We start from the raw sequence: 16,962 nt of genomic DNA, 5'->3' as shown, positions 1-16,962 counted from the left end.
CGGGCTGCTCGTGCTCGCCGCCGGCGCGGCCTGCTGCGCCGCCTCGGCGGCCCGCCGCCCCGCCGTACGGGCCGCCCTGTGGCTGCTCGCGGCGGGCGTCGCGGGCGCGGCCCTGGCGCGCGGCTCGGCGGCCGGGTTCGCCGCGTCGCTCGGGGTGCTGCTGTGCTCGCCGGCCACCGCGCGCGTGCGCCGCAGGGTGCCCGCCCTGACCGCCCTGGCGCTGGTCACCGTGCTGCTCGGCGGGGCGTCCTGGGCGCTGGCCGAAGGGGTCCTGCCGGACGGCCTCTCGGCCTCGCTGGCGGGCCCGCTCACCGGCCACCGGATCCTGCTGTGGCGCGACGCGCTGGACCTGGTGGAGGCCCATCCGCTGCTCGGCGCCGGGCCCGACCGGTTCGGGGAGCTGAGCGCCACCGCCCAGCAGGCGCTGCACGCGGACGGCAAGCCGCACTCGGCGGTGTTCCAGCTGGCGGCCGAGCAGGGGGTGGTGGGCGTGGCCCTGCTGGCCCTGGCGTTCGGCTGGCTGCTCTTCGGCCTCGCCCGCTCGCCGCGCCCCACGCCGGTGGTACTGACGGCCGCCGCCGCGCTGACCGCGCTGGCGGGCCTGGCGAGCGTGGGCAACGTCCTGAGCTTCACCCCGGTGACCGCCGGCGCGGGCCTGCTCGCGGGCCTGGCGACGGCCGGTCCGGCCCGTGCGGAGGCCCCGGACGACGAAGCCCTCCCCGACGGGGGAGGGCACAAGGGCAGGGGCGTCGCGGGGGCGCCGTTCACACCTGCGCCGGGGTCCCCGTCCCGCCCGGCCTGAGCCGGTCCCTGATCACCCGTACCGCCGACTCGGCGTCGTCCACGGTGACCGTGAAGCTCCGGCCGTCGCCCAGGCGCAGCACCAGTCCCTCGCCGCGCCGCACGACCACGGCCATGCCCTTCTCCGGGCGCCAGCGGTAGCCCCAGCCGCCCCACTGGCGCGGGGTGACGGCCGGCTCGAACTCGGCGCTCACCACGTGGTCCAGCGGGATGCGGCGGCGCGGCAGCCCGATGTGGCCGCAGCGGACCTCCATGGAGTGGTGGTCGACCCGGACCGCCACGTGGACGAAGGCGAGGGTGCCGAAGAGGACGAGGAGGCCGGCGGCGACGCACCCGACGACCGACATGGCCAGCGGTACGACGCCGGAGGTCCAGGCGGAGTCCACGGCGAGCTCGATGCCGAGCGCCATGCAGGCGGCTCCGGCGGCGGCGAGCAGCCACTGGACGCGGTTGGTCGCGCGGCCCGTCCAGACGGCCGTCCGGTCCGCGCCCGGCGCGTCGGGCACAGGGGTTCGGGGGTGGTCCCTCATGCGTAGCAGCGTACTCACGTTCCGCTGTCCCGGCGCCCCGTCCGGCCGGAACCGTCCGGCCGGGGGGCGGGTCTCAGCCGACGGCCGTGGCGGCGGTGAGCAGACGGCCCTCGGGGTAGTGCAGTGCCTCCGCCGGAAGGGTGGAGGGACGGCCGCTGAGCAGCACGGTGAGGGCGCCGGTGGCGGGGGCGGAGGGGGCGGGGCGCTCGCCCGCGCGGCGCAGCGCCTGGGCGGCGACGGCGTCGGCGGAGCCGAGCAGGACGAGCTCGGGTCCGTCCGGGTGTTCCAGGGCCGTACGGATGTCGTCGGCGACCAGTTCGTAGTGGGTGCAGCCGAGGACGAGGGTGCGCACGCGCGCGGGGGTGAGGGCGGCGGCCTCGGCGACGGCCCGCCGGGTCGCGTCCCGGTCGGCCCACTGCACGGCGTCGGCGAGGCCCGGGCAGGGCACCTCGGTGACGTCGACGGAGCCGGCGAAGTCGCGGATCAGGCCGCGCTGGTAGGGGCTGCCGGTGGTGGCGGGGGTGGCCCAGATGGCGACGGGGCCGCCGCCGAGGGCGGCCGGCTTGATCGCGGGGACGGTGCCGATCACCGGGATGTCCGGTTCCAGGGCGGCGCGCAGCGCGGGCAGGGCGTGGACGGAGGCGGTGTTGCAGGCGACGATCAGGGCGTCGGGCCGGTGGGCGGCGGCGGCGCGGGCCACGGCGAGCGCGTGCGCGGTGACGTCCTCGGGGGTGCGCGGGCCCCACGGCATGCCGTCCGGGTCGGAGGAGAGCACGAGGTCCGCGTCGGGCCGCAGGCGGCGCACGGCGGCGGCCGCCGCGAGCAGTCCGATGCCGGAGTCCATGAGCGCGATCTTCACGCCGGTCCCTTCGCCTTCCTCGACACCGGACCCGGTCCGGAATACGCGATCTTCACCCGGTCACCCTAGCCGACGGCCCTTGCGCGGCCCCCGATGTGGGGCAGACTGCGGCGGATGAGCGTCCTCGCGTGGACCGCCCTGGGGTCCCTGGCCTGCTGGGTCTGGCTGCTGCTCTTCCAGGGGTTCTTCTGGCGTACGGACCAGCGGCTGCCCCGCTCCCCGGAGCCGGTGCGCTGGCCCTCGGTGGCGGTGGTGGTGCCCGCGCGCGACGAGGCGGCGGTGCTCCCGCTGAGCCTGCCGTCGCTGCTCGCCCAGGACTATCCGGGCGAGGCGGTGGTCTACCTGGTCGACGACGGCAGTACGGACGGCACCGGCGGGCTGGCCGCGTCGCTGGCGGCGGGGCCGGGCGGGCTGCCGCTGACGGTGGCCTCGCCGGGCGATCCGGAGCCGGGGTGGACGGGGAAGCTGTGGGCGGTGCGGCACGGGATCGCGCTGGCACGCGCGCGCGGGGCGGGCGCCCCGGAGTACCTGCTGCTCACGGACGCGGACATCGCCCATGAGCCGGACAGCCTGCGGCGGCTGGTGGCGGCGGCGCTCGGGCACGACCTGGACCTGGTGTCGCAGATGGCGCGGCTGCGGGTGGACAGCTTCTGGGAGCGCCTGGTGGTCCCGGCGTTCGTGTACTTCTTCGCGCAGTTGTACCCGTTCCGCCGGATCAACCGGCCCGGCGGGCGCACCTCGGCGGCGGCCGGGGGCTGCGTGCTCCTGCGGGACGGGGCCGCGCGGGCGGCCGGGGTGCCGGAGGCGGTCCGGGACGCGGTGATCGACGACGTGGCGCTGGCCCGGGCGGTGCGGCGCTCGGGCGGGCGGATCTGGCTGGGCCTGGCGGACGGGGTGGACAGCGTGCGGCCCTACCCGGGTCTGGGCGAGCTGTGGCGGATGGTCTCGCGCAGCGCCTACGCGCAACTGCGGCACAGCGTGGTGCTGCTCGCCGGGACGGTGGCGGGTCTCGCGCTGGTGTACCTGGTGCCGCCGGTCGCGCTGGTGGCGGGGGCGTGCGGGGGCGACGCCGTGGCGGGGTGGGCCGGAGGAGCGGCGTGGGCGGTGATGGCGGGCACGTACCTGCCGATGCTGCGCTACTACCGCCAGCCGCTCGCGCTCGCCCCGCTGCTGCCGCTGACGGCGCTGCTGTACCTGGGCATGACGGTGGACTCGGCGGTCCAGCACCACCGGGGCCGGGGCGCCGCCTGGAAGGGACGCACGTACGCGCGTCCCCGGCGGACTCCCGCGGAGTAGCGGCGCCCGGCCCGCGGCTATTTGCGTCCGGGGGTCCAGTTCATGCCCCAGCCATAGGCGTGGTCGACGGTGCGCTGGGGGCTGACGCCGCGCGCGGGGACGAGGTAGCGGGCCTCGCGCTGGACGACCAGGTCGCCGCCCTGGTTGGTGATCAGGGCGAGCGCGCAGACGGTGGAGGGGACGGTGCACTCGTCGAGGGAGAACTCGACGGCGGCGCCGAACTGCGGCTGGAGGGTGACCGTGGCGTGCAGGTCGGCGAAGCTGCGGGCGCCCTCGTAGATCGTGACGAAGATCAGCACGCGCCGCAGGTCGTTCTTGCGGTCGAGGTTGACGGTCAGGTTCTCGCCGCTCTCCACGGCGCCGGTGCGGTCGTCGCCGTCGAGGTGGATGTACGGGGGCTGGTGCAGGGCCCCGAAGGCGTTGCCGAGGGCCTGGACGACGCCCTTGCGGCCGTCGGCGAGCTCGTAGAGGGCGCACAGGTCCAGGTCGAGGTCGGCGTGGTTGGCGACGGCCCGGCCGAGCTTGGCGCCCCAGCCCTGGAACTGCTTGCGCACCTGCCAGTTGAGGTTGACGCGCATGGCGCCCGAGGTGCCGCCCTGCTTGGCGAGGGAGACGACGGGCGCCTCCTTGGTGAGCGTGACCTTGCTGAGCCGTACCGGCTGCGGCGCGGCGGCGGGCGGCCCGGGCGGCACCGGGGTGCCGGCGGCGACGGTCGGCTGCTGCGGGGCGGCGGGCCACTGCGCGGGCGGCGGCGTCTGGGCGGGCGGCGCGGGCGGCCGGTGGTAGGAGGGCGCGGGGGCGGCCGGGGGCGGGGTGTACGAGGGCGCGGGTGCGGGGGGCGGCGTGGGGGCGGGGGCCTGGGCGGCCTGGCGCTGGGGTTCGTCGACGGAGATCCCGAAGTCGGTGGCGAGCCCTTCGAGGCCGCTGCCGTATCCCTGGCCGACCGCGCGGAATTTCCACGCGCCCTGGCGGCGGTACAACTCGCCGAGGATGAAGGCCGTTTCCACGCTCGCGTCCTGGCTGTCGTAGCGCGCGATCTCCGACCCCGAGGAGGAATCGATCACGCGGACGAACAGGCCGGGTACCCGGCCGAACGTTCCGCCGTCGGCGGAGGCCGCGAGAATGATCTTCTCCACGTCGTGTTCCACGCGCGCGAGATCCACCGCGAGGGCGTCCGTCACCTCGGTCCCCGCGGTGCGCTTCCCCTCGTGCCGTACGGCTCCCGAGGCGTGCGCGGGCTGGTTGTAGAACACGAAGTCGGCGTCGGAGCGCACTTTCCCGGATACGAGGAGTAGCGCGGAGGCGTCCACGTCCGGGACACCGGGCCCCGGCCGCCAGCCCATTTCCACGCGCACGCTCGTCGCCGTTACCGGAACATTCGCTCCTTTAAGCATGGACATGCTCGCCCCCATCACGAGTCCGCGCCGAAGATTTCCGTCCGGCCAACCTAATGCGACTCGGCGCGGAGCGCTCCCCACGACCCGTGGGTAACCCCTTCCGAGCTTGTCCTTTACACGATTCCTACGCCGTCGGGCGACCGATTTTCCCGAGTTCGCTCGCATTGGGGATCGGAGGTCACTCCGAACCCGACGAACAACCCTCTTATCGGGCTCCCCATCTGCCGCGGGAAGGGCTTAACTTAGGTGGCATGACCTCCCCCCGCGTCACCTACGGCGGCGGTTACCACACCGCGCCGTCGTTCGCCGACACCCCGATCTACGACTCCCTCGTCGCGGAGCGGGGCACGCCTCAGATCGCCCCGATCCGAGTCCCCTCCGCCTACGACACCGGCAGCGGCTACCTGCCGGCGCTCCCGGCGGCCCTCCCCGCGCTCCCGGGCCCCTCCGCCCCGCCCGCCCCCGCCTACCACAACGGCTACGGCTACCCGCAGCAGCAGGCCGCCCCGCAGCCGATGCCGCTGCAGCAGGCCCCCGCGCCGTACGTCCCGCCGCAGACCGGCGGGCCCCGCGGCTACCCCGGCCCGCAGCAGCCGCCCCGCCCGGTCTCCACCGGCTACGAGGCGATGCGACCGGCCGCGCCCCGGCCGGTACCCGCCCAGGCGCCGTACGACGACCCGTACAACCGGCCCTACCAGGGCGGCGGTTACTGACCGGCACACGCGGGAGGCGCGGGACCCGGCGGCGCGCGCGGACGGAGACCTGACAGGATTGCGGCATGCCGAGAGCCGTCCTGACCTCCGTCCACGTCTACCCCGTCAAGTCCCTCGCCGGTCATTCACCCGGTGAGGCGGCCGTGGAGCCGTGGGGGCTCGCCGGGGACCGCCGCTGGATGCTGGCCGACCCCGCCGGGAAGGTCGTCACCCAGCGCCAGCACGCCCGGCTCGCCCTGGTCCACACCGAGTTGCTCGACGACGGCGGGGTACGGGTCCACGCGCCCGGCACCGACCCGCTGACCGTCGCGCCGCCCGGGCCCGGGACCGCCGCCGAGCCGGTGGAGGTCTTCACGTCGCGCTTCGAGGCGGTGCCCGCGGGCACCGCCGCCGACGCCTGGTTCAGCGACCACCTGGGCGCCGCGGTCAGGCTGGTCCACCTGGACGACCCGGCGCGCCGCCGCCCGGTCGACCCCGCGTACGCCCGCCCCGGCGAGACCGTCTCGCTCGCCGACGGCTACCCCCTGCTGATCACCTCGACCTCCTCCCTCGACGCCCTCAACGCGCTGATAGCGCAGGGCGACCACGCCGACGAGGGCCCGCTGCCCATGACCCGCTTCCGGCCGAACCTGGTCGTCGAGGGCGCCGCCCCCTGGGCCGAGGACGACTGGCGCCGGATCGCGGTCGGCGAGGTGACCTTCCGCGTCGCCAGGCCCTGCGGGCGCTGCGTGGTGACCACCACCGACCAGCTGACCGCCGAGCGCGGCAAGGAGCCGCTGCGCACCCTGGCCCGCCACCGCCGCTTCGGCGACCAGCTGGTCTTCGGCCAGAACCTGGTGCCCGAGCACACCGGCACGGTGCGCGTCGGCGACAAGCTGGAGGTCCTGGACTGACGGCCGCCGGGCCCGGGGACCCGGCCGGTTCGAGCCGCCCTCCAGGGGAACTCGCCGACGAGCCCGGCCCGTTGGGCACAATGGGAGGACCTGGAGGCCCGGCCCGGCGGAAGGCGGTGCGCGATGGTGCGAACGGCCCTCGGACTGCGGCGCTGGCGGCACAACCCGCTGCGCAGGACCACGGACCTCGTCGAGGCGTGGACGGCCCTCCTCGCCCTGCTGCTGCTCGTCCTCGGGGTGCCCGCGGCCGGAGTGGTCGGCGGTCGGGCCACCGACGCCTCGCTGACCCAGGAGGTGCGCCGCCAGCACGCCACCCGGCACCGGACGACCGCCACCGTGCTCGGCCCGGCCGCCCCGGCGCGCACCGCGCGCGACCCCGGGCAGTCGGAGCACCCGCCGCGCCGCGCGGTCACCGCCCGCTGGACGGCCACCGACGGCACCCCGCGCACCGGCCCGGTGGCCACCGCCTCCCCCGGCGCCCGCCCCGGCACCACGCTGACGGTGTGGACCGACCCCACCGGACGGCTCGTCAACCAGCCGCTGGGTGTGGCCACCGCACATACGCACGCCGTCCTGACGGGCCTCTCCTCCGCCCTGCTCACCGCCCTCCTGGTCGAGGGCGTCCGGCGCCTCGTCGTATGGCGGCTCGTACGGCGGCGGTACGCGCGCCTGGACCGCGCGTGGGCCGCGGCGGGCCCGGACTGGGGACGCACCGGCACCGGCAGCTGAGCCGGAGCGCGCAGCCCCCGTACCGGTCAACTCACGCCCGCCCCGCGCGCTACGGTGGTGCGACCGGTTCACCAGCTGACACACGAGGCGGGGGCAGAGCAGCGCCATGGCACAGGGCACGGTCCAGGTGACGCACGGCGGAACGTCTCGGTGGCGGCGCCGGACGGGAGAGTACGCCTCCCTGGCCGCCGCCCTGGAGGCCGCGGGCGACGGGGACGTGCTGACCGTCGCTCCCGGCACGTACCGGGAGAACCTCGTCCTGCGGCGGGCGATCACGCTGCGCGGGCCCGAGGGTTCGGCCGGGTCGGTGCGCATCGCGCCGACCGAGGGCGTCCCGCTGACCGTGCGCGCCTCGGCGACCCTGCGCGACCTGCACGTGGAGGGCCAGGACGCGGCGGCGCCCGCGCTGCTCGTCGAGGACGGCACGCCCGAGCTGGTGGACCTGCGGATCGTCACGCGCTCGGCGGCCGGCATCGAGGTGCGCGGCGCGGCCCGGCCCACCGTGCGCGGCTGCACCGTGGACAACCCCGGCGGCGTGGGCATCGGCGTCCTGGACGGCGCGGGCGGGGTGTTCGAGGACTGCGAGGTGGTCGCGGCCGGACAGTCGGGCGTCTCGGTGCGCGGCGGTGCCCACCCGCGCCTGGAGCGCTGCCGGGTGCACCACGCCTCGGGCGCCGGGTTCAGCGTCACCGGCGAGGGCAGCGGCCTGGAGGCGCTGGGCTGCGAGGTGTACGAGATCAAGGGCACTGGTGTCCAGATCGCCTCCCGGGCCGCCGCGCACCTGACGAACTCCTCGGTGCACCGCACGAGCGCCGACGGCATCACCCTGGACACCGACGCGGTGCTCACGCTCGCCGACTGCGACATCCACGACATCCCGGAGAACGCGATCGACCTGCGGTCGCGCTCGGTGCTGACGCTGACCCGCTCCACGGTCCGCCGCTTCGGCCGCAACGGCCTGTCGGTGTGGGACCCGGGGACCCGGGTGGACGCCAACCAGTGCGAGATCCACGACAGCACGGGCGACTACCCGGCGGTGTGGGTGAGCGACGGGGCCACCGCGGTGCTCGACGCGTGCCGGGTCCACGACGTGCCGGACGCGCTGTTCGTCCTGGACCGGGGCTCGCGCGCGGACGTGGTCGACAGCGACCTGTCCCAGGTGCGCAACACGGCGGTGTCGGTGAGCGACGGCGCGTCGGCGCAGCTGGACGACTGCCGGATCAGCCACGCCTCGACGGGCGCCTGGTTCCGCGACCACGGCAGCGGCGGCACGCTCAGCGGCTGCACCGTGGACTCGGTGCAGACCGGCGTGATCGTCACCAAGGGCGCCGACCCGACGATCGAGCGCTGCACCGTCACCTCCCCCGCCGAGGCGGGCTTCTACGTCTCCGCCGAGGGCCGGGGCACCTTCCACAACTGCCGGGTGACCGGCAGCGGCGGCTACGGCTTCCACGTGATGGACGGCTGCCGCACCACGCTGCGGCGGTGCCGCACCGAGCGCTGCGCGCGCGGGGGTTACGAGTTCCCCGAGGACGGGCCGCTGGTGGAGGACTGCACCAGCGACGAGAGCGGGGTGCGGGCGCCGGAGCCGGTGCCGCCGGTGGTGCAGACGGCCACCCAGACGACCGGGCTGCTGTCCGCCGTACCGGCGCAGGCGCCGCAGGCCGCGGTGCCGGCCGCGCGGGAGGAGTCGCGCTCCTCGACGGACGTGCTGGGCGAACTGGACACGCTGGTGGGCCTGGACAGCGTCAAGCGCGAGGTGCGCAGCCTCACCAACATGATCGAGGTGGGCCGGCGCCGTCAGGAGGCGGGCCTGAAGGCCGCCTCGGTCCGCCGCCACCTGGTCTTCACCGGCTCCCCCGGCACCGGCAAGACGACCGTGGCGCGGCTGTACGGCGAGATCCTGGCGTCGCTGGGCGTGCTCGAACGCGGCCACCTGGTCGAGGTGTCCCGGGTGGACCTGGTCGGCGAGCACATCGGCTCGACGGCGATCCGCACCCAGGAGGCGTTCGACCGGGCGCGCGGCGGGGTGCTGTTCATCGACGAGGCGTACGCGCTGGCGCCGGAGGACTCCGGGCGGGACTTCGGCAAGGAGGCCATCGACACGCTGGTGAAGCTGATGGAGGACCACCGGGACGCGGTGGTGGTGATCGTCGCCGGGTACACGGCCGAGATGGAGCGGTTCCTGACCGTCAACCCCGGTGTGGCGTCCCGCTTCTCACGGACCATCACCTTCAGCGACTACCTGCCCGAGGAGCTGCTGCGGATCGTCGAGCAGCAGGCCGAGGACCACGAGTACCGGCTGGGCACGGGCACCTCCGAGGCGCTGCTGAAGTACTTCACGGCGCTGCCCAAGGGCGCCGCTTTCGGCAACGGCCGCACCGCGCGCCAGACGTTCGAGGCGATGGTGGAGCGGCACGCGGGGCGGCTCGCGGAGCGCGCCGAGGCGAGCACCGAGGACCTGACCCTGCTCTACCCGGAGGACCTGCCCGAACTGCCGTGATCCAGGGCCGGGTTCGGATCCGTGCCCGGGTCGGGGTACGGGTCGGGCGCGGCGCGCTGGCGGGGCAGGGCGGGCGGCAGCCGGTCGAGCAGTTCGTCGCGCTCGGCGGCGAAGGCGGGGTCGGCCTGGTAGTCGGAGTGGCCCAGGACCGGCTCCGGCAGCGGGTGTTCGCCGGTGCGGCCGTAGACGACCGGGTCGCGCAGCGCGTGGTGGTCGACCTCGGAGGCGCCCCGGTCCCGGGTGACCAGGACGGGGCCGCCGATCGGGTCGGTGTGCCGCCACAGGTTGCGCCAGCAGTGCAGCTCCCGGTTGAGCGCGTCGAGTTGGCGCGGTCCGAAGTAGGCGGGGAACCAGCGCCCGTACAGCCGCTCCAGCGGGGAGCCGTAGGTGAGCAGCGCGACCCGGCGCCGGGTGCCCGCGGGCAGCTGCCAGACGGCCGCGGCGGCCAGCACGCTGCCCTGCGAGTGCCCGGAGATGACCAGGCGTCCGCCGGTCAGGCCGGTCCAGGACGTCATGCGCCAGGTGAGGTCGGGCACGGCCCGCTCGGCGTAGCAGGGCGGCGCGAAGGGGTGCGCGGCGCGCGGCCAGAAGGTGCCGACGTCCCACAGGATGCCGATGGTGCGGCGGGCCGAGGGGTCGGCGTAGGCCCGCCGCCCCCAGGTCACGAAGAGCACGAAGCCGAAGCCGATGAGCCAGGAGCCCAGCCACTGGGCGGTGTCGGCGACGCCCTGGACCAGCGGCGGCGCGTCGTCGAAGGCCCGGCCGGGCACGTCGCCGGTGACCCAGGCGCCCACCACGGCGCCCGCGCCGAGGACGAGGGTGGCGCCGGCGACGGTGCCGATCAGGGTGGGCGCGGCGTCGGTGAGCGAGGCGCGGGCCCGGATGCCCGCGATGCGGCGGGTGCGCACGGGGTCGGGGCGCTCGCCGGGGTAGTCGGACTCGACGACCGGGCGCAGCCGGCGGGCGCTCAGCGCGGTGCGCACGGCGAGGGCGGCGCCGGGCAGCAGCAGGAGCAGGAAGAGCACCGGGATGACCGAGGCCTGCCAGCTGAGCAGGACGGGCGGTCCCGGGATGCGCCCGCCGCCCATGCCGGGGGTTCCGGAGCCGTCCAGCCAGTCGGCGACGCGCTGGGCGACCCCGCCGGTCATCACGCCGCCCAGGGCGCAGGCCAGCATGGCGACGGCGGGTCCGGCGAAGCCGTGCATCGCGGTCCTGTCGTGCGGTGAGCGGCGGTACAGCGTCCGGGCGGCCAGGGCGAGGGCGACGACCAGGGCGCCCTGGCCGAGGGCGAGCAGCCGGAAGGTGGTGTCGCCGGGGAGGGTGCCGGCCGAGGTCCAGGCGGGCCGGGACCAGCCCGCGTACACCACGCCCGCGGCGAGCAGCGCCAGTGCGGCGGCGGGCAGCCAGCTGACCAGCAGGCCGTCCAGGCGGCGGTCCATCCGGTTCTCGCTGCGGCCGCGGCGCAGCACCACCAGGACGACCACGACGGCGCCGAGCACGATCAGGGCCTCCAGGACCGAGCCGGTGGTGCGGCCGAACGTCCCGGCGTGCGCGCGGTCGTGGCGGGCGGCGGCGCCGGTGACGGCGGCGGCCACGGTGAGGAACCCGGCGGCGGTGTGCGCGGCGCGCAGCCGGGCGACCAGCCGCCTGCCGTACCAGAAGCCGGGGCGGCCGAGGGCGGGCCGCAGCGTCTCGGGCGCTCCGGGCGGCGGCTCCAGGCCGTCGCCCATCGGCGGGCGCTGGGCCTCGTAGGCGCTCCAGGTCCGGTTGGAGAGGTACCAGAGCAGGCCGACCAAGGCGGTGGGGACGACGGAGGCGAGGCCGAGCCTGCGGCCGGGCTGGGACCACCAGCCGCCGTCGGCGACGGAGGCGAAGGTGAGCCAGGAGCGGCGCACGGCGCAGGCCTCGGAGCCGGCGCACTGCCAGGCGGTCAGGTCGAGGGCGACCTCGCAGGCGGCGGCGGTGAGCAGCACGGTGAGGCTGAGGGCGACGAGCCGCACCAGCGCCCCGTACAGCCGCTTGGTGCGGCGCAGGCCCTCGGTGGCGGGGCGCGTCCAGTGGGCGAGGTTGACCACCATGAAGGGCAGCAGGAGCAGCCACAGGGCGCGGGCGCCGTTGCCCGAGGTGAGGTTGGACCAGACGTACGCCTCGGGGACCGGGGCCTCCTCGTAGCGCTCGGGGTGGTGTTCGGCCCCGGTGTCGTCGGCGCGGCGGAACATCGCGGCGGTCCCGTCGCCGCAGACGCGCACGGTGCGCGGGTCGCCGAGCATGTCCTGGGGGGTGGCGCCGCCGACGCCGTGCACGAGCAGTTCGAGGGCGCAGCCGCCGCGCGGCGGGGGCGGGGTGGCACGGGACACGTCCATGATTCGCTCTCCGGGACCGGTGGCGGGGCCGAACCGGACGCCGCACGACCAGAATCGCCGATCCCGGACGGCCCGCGCACGCTCCCTCACGGAATCTCCGCACGTGGCCCGCCCCGCGCCCGCGCGCGGCGGGGCGTGCGAGGATGAACGTTCCGGGGCCCTGCCGTAGGCCGGGTCCGGGCCCGCGGTGCCGGAGCGCGCACCGGGCGTCGAGGGACGTCAACGACACGGAAGGACCGGCCCCTGCGGTGAGCGACAACCAGAACCTGCTCGCGGAGCAGCGCCGCGCCCTGATCCTGGACGAGGTCAGGCGGCGCGGCGGGGTGCGGGTCAACGAGCTCACCCGCCGGCTCAACGTCTCGGACATGACGGTGCGCCGGGACCTGGACGCGCTGGCCCGCCAGGGGGTGCTGTCCAAGGTGCACGGCGGCGCGGTGCCGGTGGTGGAGGCGAGCACGCACGAGCCGGGCTTCGAGGCGAAGTCGTCGCTGGAGCCGGGCGCCAAGGAGGACATCGCGCGGGCGGCCGCGGCGATGGCGGTGCCGGGCAGCGCGATCGCGCTGTCGGGCGGCACCACGACGTACGCGCTGGCGCAGCAGCTGCTCGACGTGCCGGACCTGACGGTGGTGACCAACTCGGTGCGGGTGGCGGACGTGTTCCACGCGACGCAGCGCCCCTCGGGCGGGGCCCGGCCGGGCGCGGCGACGGTGGTGCTGACCGGCGGGGTGCGCACGCCGTCGGATTCGCTGGTGGGTCCGGTGGCGGACCAGGCGATCCGCTCGCTCCACTTCGACGTGCTGTTCCTGGGGGTGCACGGCATCTCGGTGGAGGCGGGCCTGTCGACGCCGAACCTGGCGGAGGCGGAGACCAACCGGCGGTTCGTGGCGTCGGCGCGCCGGGTCGTGGTGGTGGCCGACCACACCAAGTGGGGCACGGTGGGGCTGAGTTCGTTCGCCGGCCTGGACGCGGTGGACACGTTCGTGACGGACGGCGGCCTGTCGGCCGGGGCCCGCGAGGAGATGGCGGAGCACCTGCCGGGGCTGCTGGTGGCGGGCGAGGAGCGGTGAGCCCGTTCCGCATCGCGCGCACGGTGCCGCTGACCCCCGAGGAGGCGTGGCGCCGGGTCACGGACTGGCCCGCGCACGGGGCGCTGGTGCCGCTGACCCGCACCACCGTGCTCCCGGGGCCCGGGGGCGGGGTCGGCACCCGGTTCTCGGCGCGCACCGGGCTCGGGCCGCTGGCCTTCGAGGACCCGATGGAGGTCACGGTCTGGGAGCCGCCCGCAGCGGGCCGCCCGGGCCGCTGCCGACTGGTCAAGTACGGCCGCCTGGTGCGCGGTTGGGCGCTGATCGAGGTGTACGGGAGCGGGGGCGGCGCGCGCGTGGAGTGGCTGGAGGACCTGCGGGTGCGGGGCCTGCCGAGGGCGTTCGACCCGGTCCTGGAGCGGGCGGGGCGGCGGGTGTTCGGGCGCGCCCTGGACGCGCTCCTGGCCGGCCCCGACGACGAAGGACCGGCGGCCTGATTCCCGTACCTCCGTGAAGGCGGGGCGGGATTCCCGTACCGCTGAGGACTTGTGACGGGTGGTCAGCTAGGGTGTGCGGGCCCGCGCACCATCCCTCTCGTCCGGAGGTTCGGTCCCATGGCACGCCGACTGCGGCCCGTCGAGCTCGACTTCGTCCGTTCCGCGCCCGTGCGCCTGGCCTTCTCGGCCGAGGTGTCGGCGTCCGCGGAGGCCGTGTACCACGCGCTCGCCGAGGACCTGGCGAACACCCCGGCCTGGTTCACCCCGGTGGTGGCGGCGCGTCCCACCCGGGACGGCGCGGGCCGCGAGGTGCGGCTGCGCGGCGGGGTGGTGTTCCAGGAGACGATCATGGCGCGGGACCCGGGCGCGCGCTACGCGTACCGCGTGGACGAGACCAACGCCCCCGGCCTGCGGGCCCTGTTGGAGGAGTGGCTGATCACGCCCGCGGTGGCCGGGGCGCGCACCCGGGTGCGCTGGACGATGGCGGTCGACGGCACCGTCCCGCTGCGGCTGACGGTGCGGGCGGCCGGGGCGGGGATGGGGCGCTCGTTCCACGGGGCGATGCGCAACCTCGACCGCAGGCTCGCGACCGCCCCGCCCCGGTGACGCGTCCGTTCGCCGGACTCGCGACCGCCCCGCCCCGGTGACGCGTCCGTTCGCCGGACTCGCGACCGCCCCGCCCCGGTGAACCCGGCCTGATCCGACCGGCAGTCCCTAGCTCGGCCAGGTGCCGTCCGCGAGGAAGCCCTCGATGGCGGCGGCGTACGGCGCGATGTCCAGGCCCTGTTCGGCCAGCCAGGCGTCCGAGTAGTACTTGTCCAGGTAGCGGTCGCCCGGGTCGCACAGCAGCGTCACCACGCTGCCCCTGCGGCCCTCGGCCAGCATCTCCGAGATGATCTTGAAGGCGCTCCACAGGCCGGTGCCGGTCGAGCCGCCCGCCTTGCGGCCGATCGCGCCCTCCAGCGCCCGTACCGCCGCGACGCTCGCCGCGTCCGGCACCTTCATCATCCGGTCGATCGCGCCGGGCACGAAGCTCGGCTCCATCCGGGGCCGCCCGATGCCCTCGATGCGCGAGCCGCAGTCGGCGCTGGCCAGCGGGTCGTTGTCGACCCAGCCGTCGAAGAAGCAGGAGTTCTCCGGGTCGGCGACGCAGATCCGGGTGTCGTGCTGCATGTAGTGCACGTAGCGGGCGATGGTCGCCGAGGTGCCGCCGGTGCCCGCGGTGGCCACGATCCACGCCGGGTCCGGGTACCGCTCAAGGCGCAGCTGCTGGAACATCGACTCGGCGATGTTGTTGTTGCCCCGCCAGTCCGTCGCGCGCTCCGCGTAGGTGAACTGGTCCATGTAGTGGCCGCCGCTCTCCGCCGCGAGCGCCGCCGCCTCCTCGTACATCTTGCGCGAGTCGTCCACGAAGTGGCACTGCCCGCCGTGGAACTCGATGAGGCGGCACTTCTCGGCGCTGGTGGTGCGCGGCATCACCGCGATGAACGGCACCCCGATCAGCTTGGCGAAGTACGCCTCCGACACCGCCGTGGAACCGCTGGACGCCTCGATGACCGGCTTGCCCGGCCGGATCCAGCCGTTGCACAGGCCGTACAGGAACAGCGAGCGGGCCAGCCGGTGCTTGAGGCTGCCGGTCGGGTGCGTCGACTCGTCCTTGAGGTAGAGGTCGATGCCCCACGCCTCGGGCAGCGGGAAGAGGAGCAGATGGGTGTCGGCGGACCGGTTGGCGTCGGCCTGCACCCGGCGCACGGCCTCCTTCAGCCACGTGCGGTAGCCCTCGTCGCTGCGGTCGACGTCGACGGTCTCCGCGGCCGCTCCGGTCCCGTGCTGCTCGCTCTGCTCGGCGGTGCTCATGCGCGCCACTCCTCGTGGTCTCGGGTCGAACTCCCCACCCTCGACAGTACCGCTCTCACCTGCACAAACGTTCACTTTGACCGTCCATAGCGGTGACTTGGGGACGGACGGGGAACGCTGTTCGAAGGTGGTCGGACGGCCGTTCGGGAGCGTTTCGGGCGCGGCCCGGCGCCGCCGTCGAACGCCGTCAGCCGTCCGGAGGACGGAAACCACCCCGAACCCGAAGTATCGGAATGCGCCCTGGTGCGCACGCCCCGGGCGGGGCAGACTGACCGCGCGGGACCGGCCTCGCGCGGCCGGGTCATCGCGACGCGACGCGCGGGACGCGCGAGGTGCGAAGGGACGGAGCCATGGCAGAGCCCGAATTCAGCGCCAGGGGCGTACGGATCGAGCGCTGGCCCCGGTCGCTGACGAAGGCGGGCGAGGTGCTGATCAAGGACGGCAGACTCGCCCTGATGAACAGCTACGGCCGGGTCATCGACAGCGCCCCGGTGCGCGCGGTCCGGGCGGGCCGCCCGTGGTTCGCGGGCGACGACTCCACCGTGGCGACCGTCAACGGCCACCGCTACCGGCTGACCATGGGACGCCCCGACCGGGCCCCGGACGGGCCCACCCTGGCGGGCCGCTTCCTGGACGCGGTGCGCCGGGCGCGCGGGGGCGGGTCCTGACGCGGCCCGGCCGCCGCGAGTTGCGCGGCACCCACCCCTGGGCCACGCTGGTCTCACCTCACACAGGGTTATCCGGCGGTGACGCTGCGACCCGGCCCGCCGCCGCGGCCGAACGCGCGACAGAGCGCGTGGACGGGCCCGCGCGCGGGATCGGGCGGGCGCGGGTGCAGGAGCGTGCGAGAGAACGCGCGACAGGACAGCAGCGTACGAAAGAACAGCAGAAGGCCGACTGCTGGATCCGATCCTTCGTCTTCTTCCGGACCTCATTCGGGGAGTCGCAGCCGTGATCAGCCAGCCAAGCAGGCACTGCGCAGTGGAGCTCCAGGCCCTGCCCTCGCGGATCGGTCAGGTCCGCAGAATCGTATCGGCGCAACTGCGCTACTGGCACCTGGATCCGCTCATAGACCAGGCGGCGCTCGGGGTGACCGAGCTGCTGACCAACGTCCACCGGCACGCGCAGCCGGACAAGACCTGCACCGTCGAGATCGAGCTGCTGCTCGACCGGCTCACGGTGTCCGTCCACGACCACGACCCGCGGCTGCCGACGCTGCGCGAGCCCGACCTGCTCGCCACCTCGGGGCGCGGCCTGGCGCTGATCGCGGCGGTCAGCGAGAGCTGGGGCGTACGGCCGCGGGGCGACGCGGGGAAGGTCGTGTGGTTCACGCTCCCCGCGCCGTCCGACGCCGTGGCCCTGCCGCCGTACCCGGTGTACGGATCGACGACCGAGGGGCCGTTCCCGGCGGGCGACGCCGCGCTGCCCTTCCGCGCGCCGGACGGCGCGCCGCTCGGGGCGGCGGCCGCCCGGTCGGCGGTCGCGGGCTGAACCGGGCG

At 75.5% G+C, this 16,962-nt stretch carries 16 protein-coding genes; 11 read left to right on the top strand and 5 right to left on the bottom strand.

Going from position 1 to position 16,962, the window contains the following annotated elements; translation table 11 throughout:
* Nucleotides 1-802, top strand: an 802-nt coding sequence (locus tag ABT160_RS30450; protein ID WP_351651130.1) for an O-antigen ligase family protein, incomplete at its 5' end; no start/stop codon positions are given.
* Here ABT160_RS30450 and ABT160_RS30445 read toward each other — a convergent pair.
* Complete coding sequence (locus ABT160_RS30445) at nt 765-1,331, bottom strand: hypothetical protein (RefSeq protein WP_351651129.1); 567 nt, start codon at nt 1,329-1,331, stop codon at nt 765-767. The genes ABT160_RS30450 and ABT160_RS30445 overlap by 38 nt on opposite strands.
* Nucleotides 1,332-1,404: 73 nt before the next feature.
* The gene (locus tag ABT160_RS30440) at nt 1,405-2,190 is read right to left on the bottom strand and encodes a glutamate racemase (protein ID WP_351651128.1); all 786 of its coding nucleotides are present in this window, start codon (nt 2,188-2,190) and stop codon (nt 1,405-1,407) included.
* Between the two features lie 114 nt (nt 2,191-2,304).
* Here ABT160_RS30440 and ABT160_RS30435 point away from each other — a divergent pair, with 114 nt between their 5' ends.
* Nucleotides 2,305-3,486 carry a glycosyltransferase gene (locus ABT160_RS30435; protein WP_351651127.1) on the top strand — a complete coding sequence of 394 codons (1,182 nt, stop codon included), beginning with the start codon at nt 2,305-2,307 and terminating at the stop codon, nt 3,484-3,486.
* A 17-nt stretch (nt 3,487-3,503) separates the two neighbouring features.
* On the opposite strand, the gene ABT160_RS30430 is transcribed toward ABT160_RS30435, so the two are convergent.
* A complete protein-coding gene (locus ABT160_RS30430) occupies nt 3,504-4,898 on the bottom strand; it encodes a TerD family protein (RefSeq protein WP_351651126.1) in 1,395 nt (464 codons plus the stop codon).
* Between the two features lie 236 nt (nt 4,899-5,134).
* Between ABT160_RS30430 and ABT160_RS30425 the strand changes: the two genes are divergently transcribed.
* The 4 genes from ABT160_RS30425 to ABT160_RS30410 all read left to right on the top strand — a co-directional run bounded on the left by ABT160_RS30425 (nt 5,135) and on the right by ABT160_RS30410 (nt 9,721).
* The gene (locus tag ABT160_RS30425) at nt 5,135-5,596 is read left to right on the top strand and encodes a DUF6643 family protein (RefSeq protein ID WP_351651125.1); all 462 of its coding nucleotides are present in this window, start codon (nt 5,135-5,137) and stop codon (nt 5,594-5,596) included.
* 65 nt (nt 5,597-5,661) lie between these two features.
* Nucleotides 5,662-6,489 carry an MOSC domain-containing protein gene (locus ABT160_RS30420; RefSeq protein WP_351651124.1) on the top strand — a complete coding sequence of 276 codons (828 nt, stop codon included), beginning with the start codon at nt 5,662-5,664 and terminating at the stop codon, nt 6,487-6,489.
* 126 nt (nt 6,490-6,615) lie between these two features.
* A complete protein-coding gene (locus ABT160_RS30415; RefSeq protein WP_502984329.1) occupies nt 6,616-7,218 on the top strand; it encodes an Rv1733c family protein in 603 nt (200 codons plus the stop codon).
* A 106-nt stretch (nt 7,219-7,324) separates the two neighbouring features.
* Nucleotides 7,325-9,721 (top strand): right-handed parallel beta-helix repeat-containing protein, encoded by a 2,397-nt coding sequence (locus ABT160_RS30410; protein WP_351651122.1) that lies wholly within the window; start codon nt 7,325-7,327, stop codon nt 9,719-9,721.
* On the opposite strand, the gene ABT160_RS30405 is transcribed toward ABT160_RS30410, so the two are convergent.
* On the bottom strand, nt 9,691-12,084 hold the full coding sequence (locus ABT160_RS30405) for a hypothetical protein (RefSeq protein ID WP_351651121.1): 2,394 nt from the start codon (nt 12,082-12,084) through the stop codon (nt 9,691-9,693). The two genes, ABT160_RS30410 and ABT160_RS30405, sit on opposite strands and share 31 nt — an antisense overlap.
* Before the next feature lie 248 nt (nt 12,085-12,332).
* Here ABT160_RS30405 and ABT160_RS30400 point away from each other — a divergent pair, with 248 nt between their 5' ends.
* The 3 genes from ABT160_RS30400 to ABT160_RS30390 all read left to right on the top strand — a co-directional run bounded on the left by ABT160_RS30400 (nt 12,333) and on the right by ABT160_RS30390 (nt 14,212).
* Nucleotides 12,333-13,151 carry a DeoR/GlpR family DNA-binding transcription regulator gene (locus tag ABT160_RS30400; protein WP_351651120.1) on the top strand — a complete coding sequence of 273 codons (819 nt, stop codon included), beginning with the start codon at nt 12,333-12,335 and terminating at the stop codon, nt 13,149-13,151.
* The gene (locus tag ABT160_RS30395; RefSeq protein WP_351651119.1) at nt 13,148-13,606 is read left to right on the top strand and encodes an SRPBCC family protein; all 459 of its coding nucleotides are present in this window, start codon (nt 13,148-13,150) and stop codon (nt 13,604-13,606) included. Before ABT160_RS30400 ends, ABT160_RS30395 begins: the two co-directional genes overlap by 4 nt.
* 117 nt (nt 13,607-13,723) lie before the next feature.
* Complete coding sequence (locus tag ABT160_RS30390) at nt 13,724-14,212, top strand: SRPBCC family protein (RefSeq protein WP_351651118.1); 489 nt, start codon at nt 13,724-13,726, stop codon at nt 14,210-14,212.
* A 108-nt stretch (nt 14,213-14,320) separates the two neighbouring features.
* On the opposite strand, the gene ABT160_RS30385 is transcribed toward ABT160_RS30390, so the two are convergent.
* Entirely contained in the window at nt 14,321-15,463 is a 1,143-nt protein-coding gene (locus tag ABT160_RS30385; RefSeq protein ID WP_351651117.1) for a PLP-dependent cysteine synthase family protein, read from the bottom strand.
* Between the two features lie 350 nt (nt 15,464-15,813).
* Between ABT160_RS30385 and ABT160_RS30380 the strand changes: the two genes are divergently transcribed.
* Together ABT160_RS30380 and ABT160_RS30375 are read left to right on the top strand one after the other, a co-directional pair.
* Nucleotides 15,814-16,131, top strand: coding sequence for a hypothetical protein (locus ABT160_RS30380; protein WP_351651116.1), 318 nt, complete (start codon nt 15,814-15,816; stop codon nt 16,129-16,131).
* Nucleotides 16,132-16,414: 283 nt separating this feature from the next.
* Nucleotides 16,415-16,954: an ATP-binding protein gene (locus tag ABT160_RS30375; RefSeq protein WP_351651115.1), complete on the top strand. Its 540-nt coding sequence runs from the start codon at nt 16,415-16,417 to the stop codon at nt 16,952-16,954.
* Nucleotides 16,955-16,962 lie beyond the last annotated feature (8 nt).

The organism is Streptomyces sp. NPDC001941, from assembly GCF_040296945.1.
GTDB lineage: Bacteria > Actinomycetota > Actinomycetes > Streptomycetales > Streptomycetaceae > Streptomyces.
The sequence above is the reverse complement of the archived record's forward strand: the minus strand, read 5'-3'. Positions and strand labels throughout refer to the sequence as shown.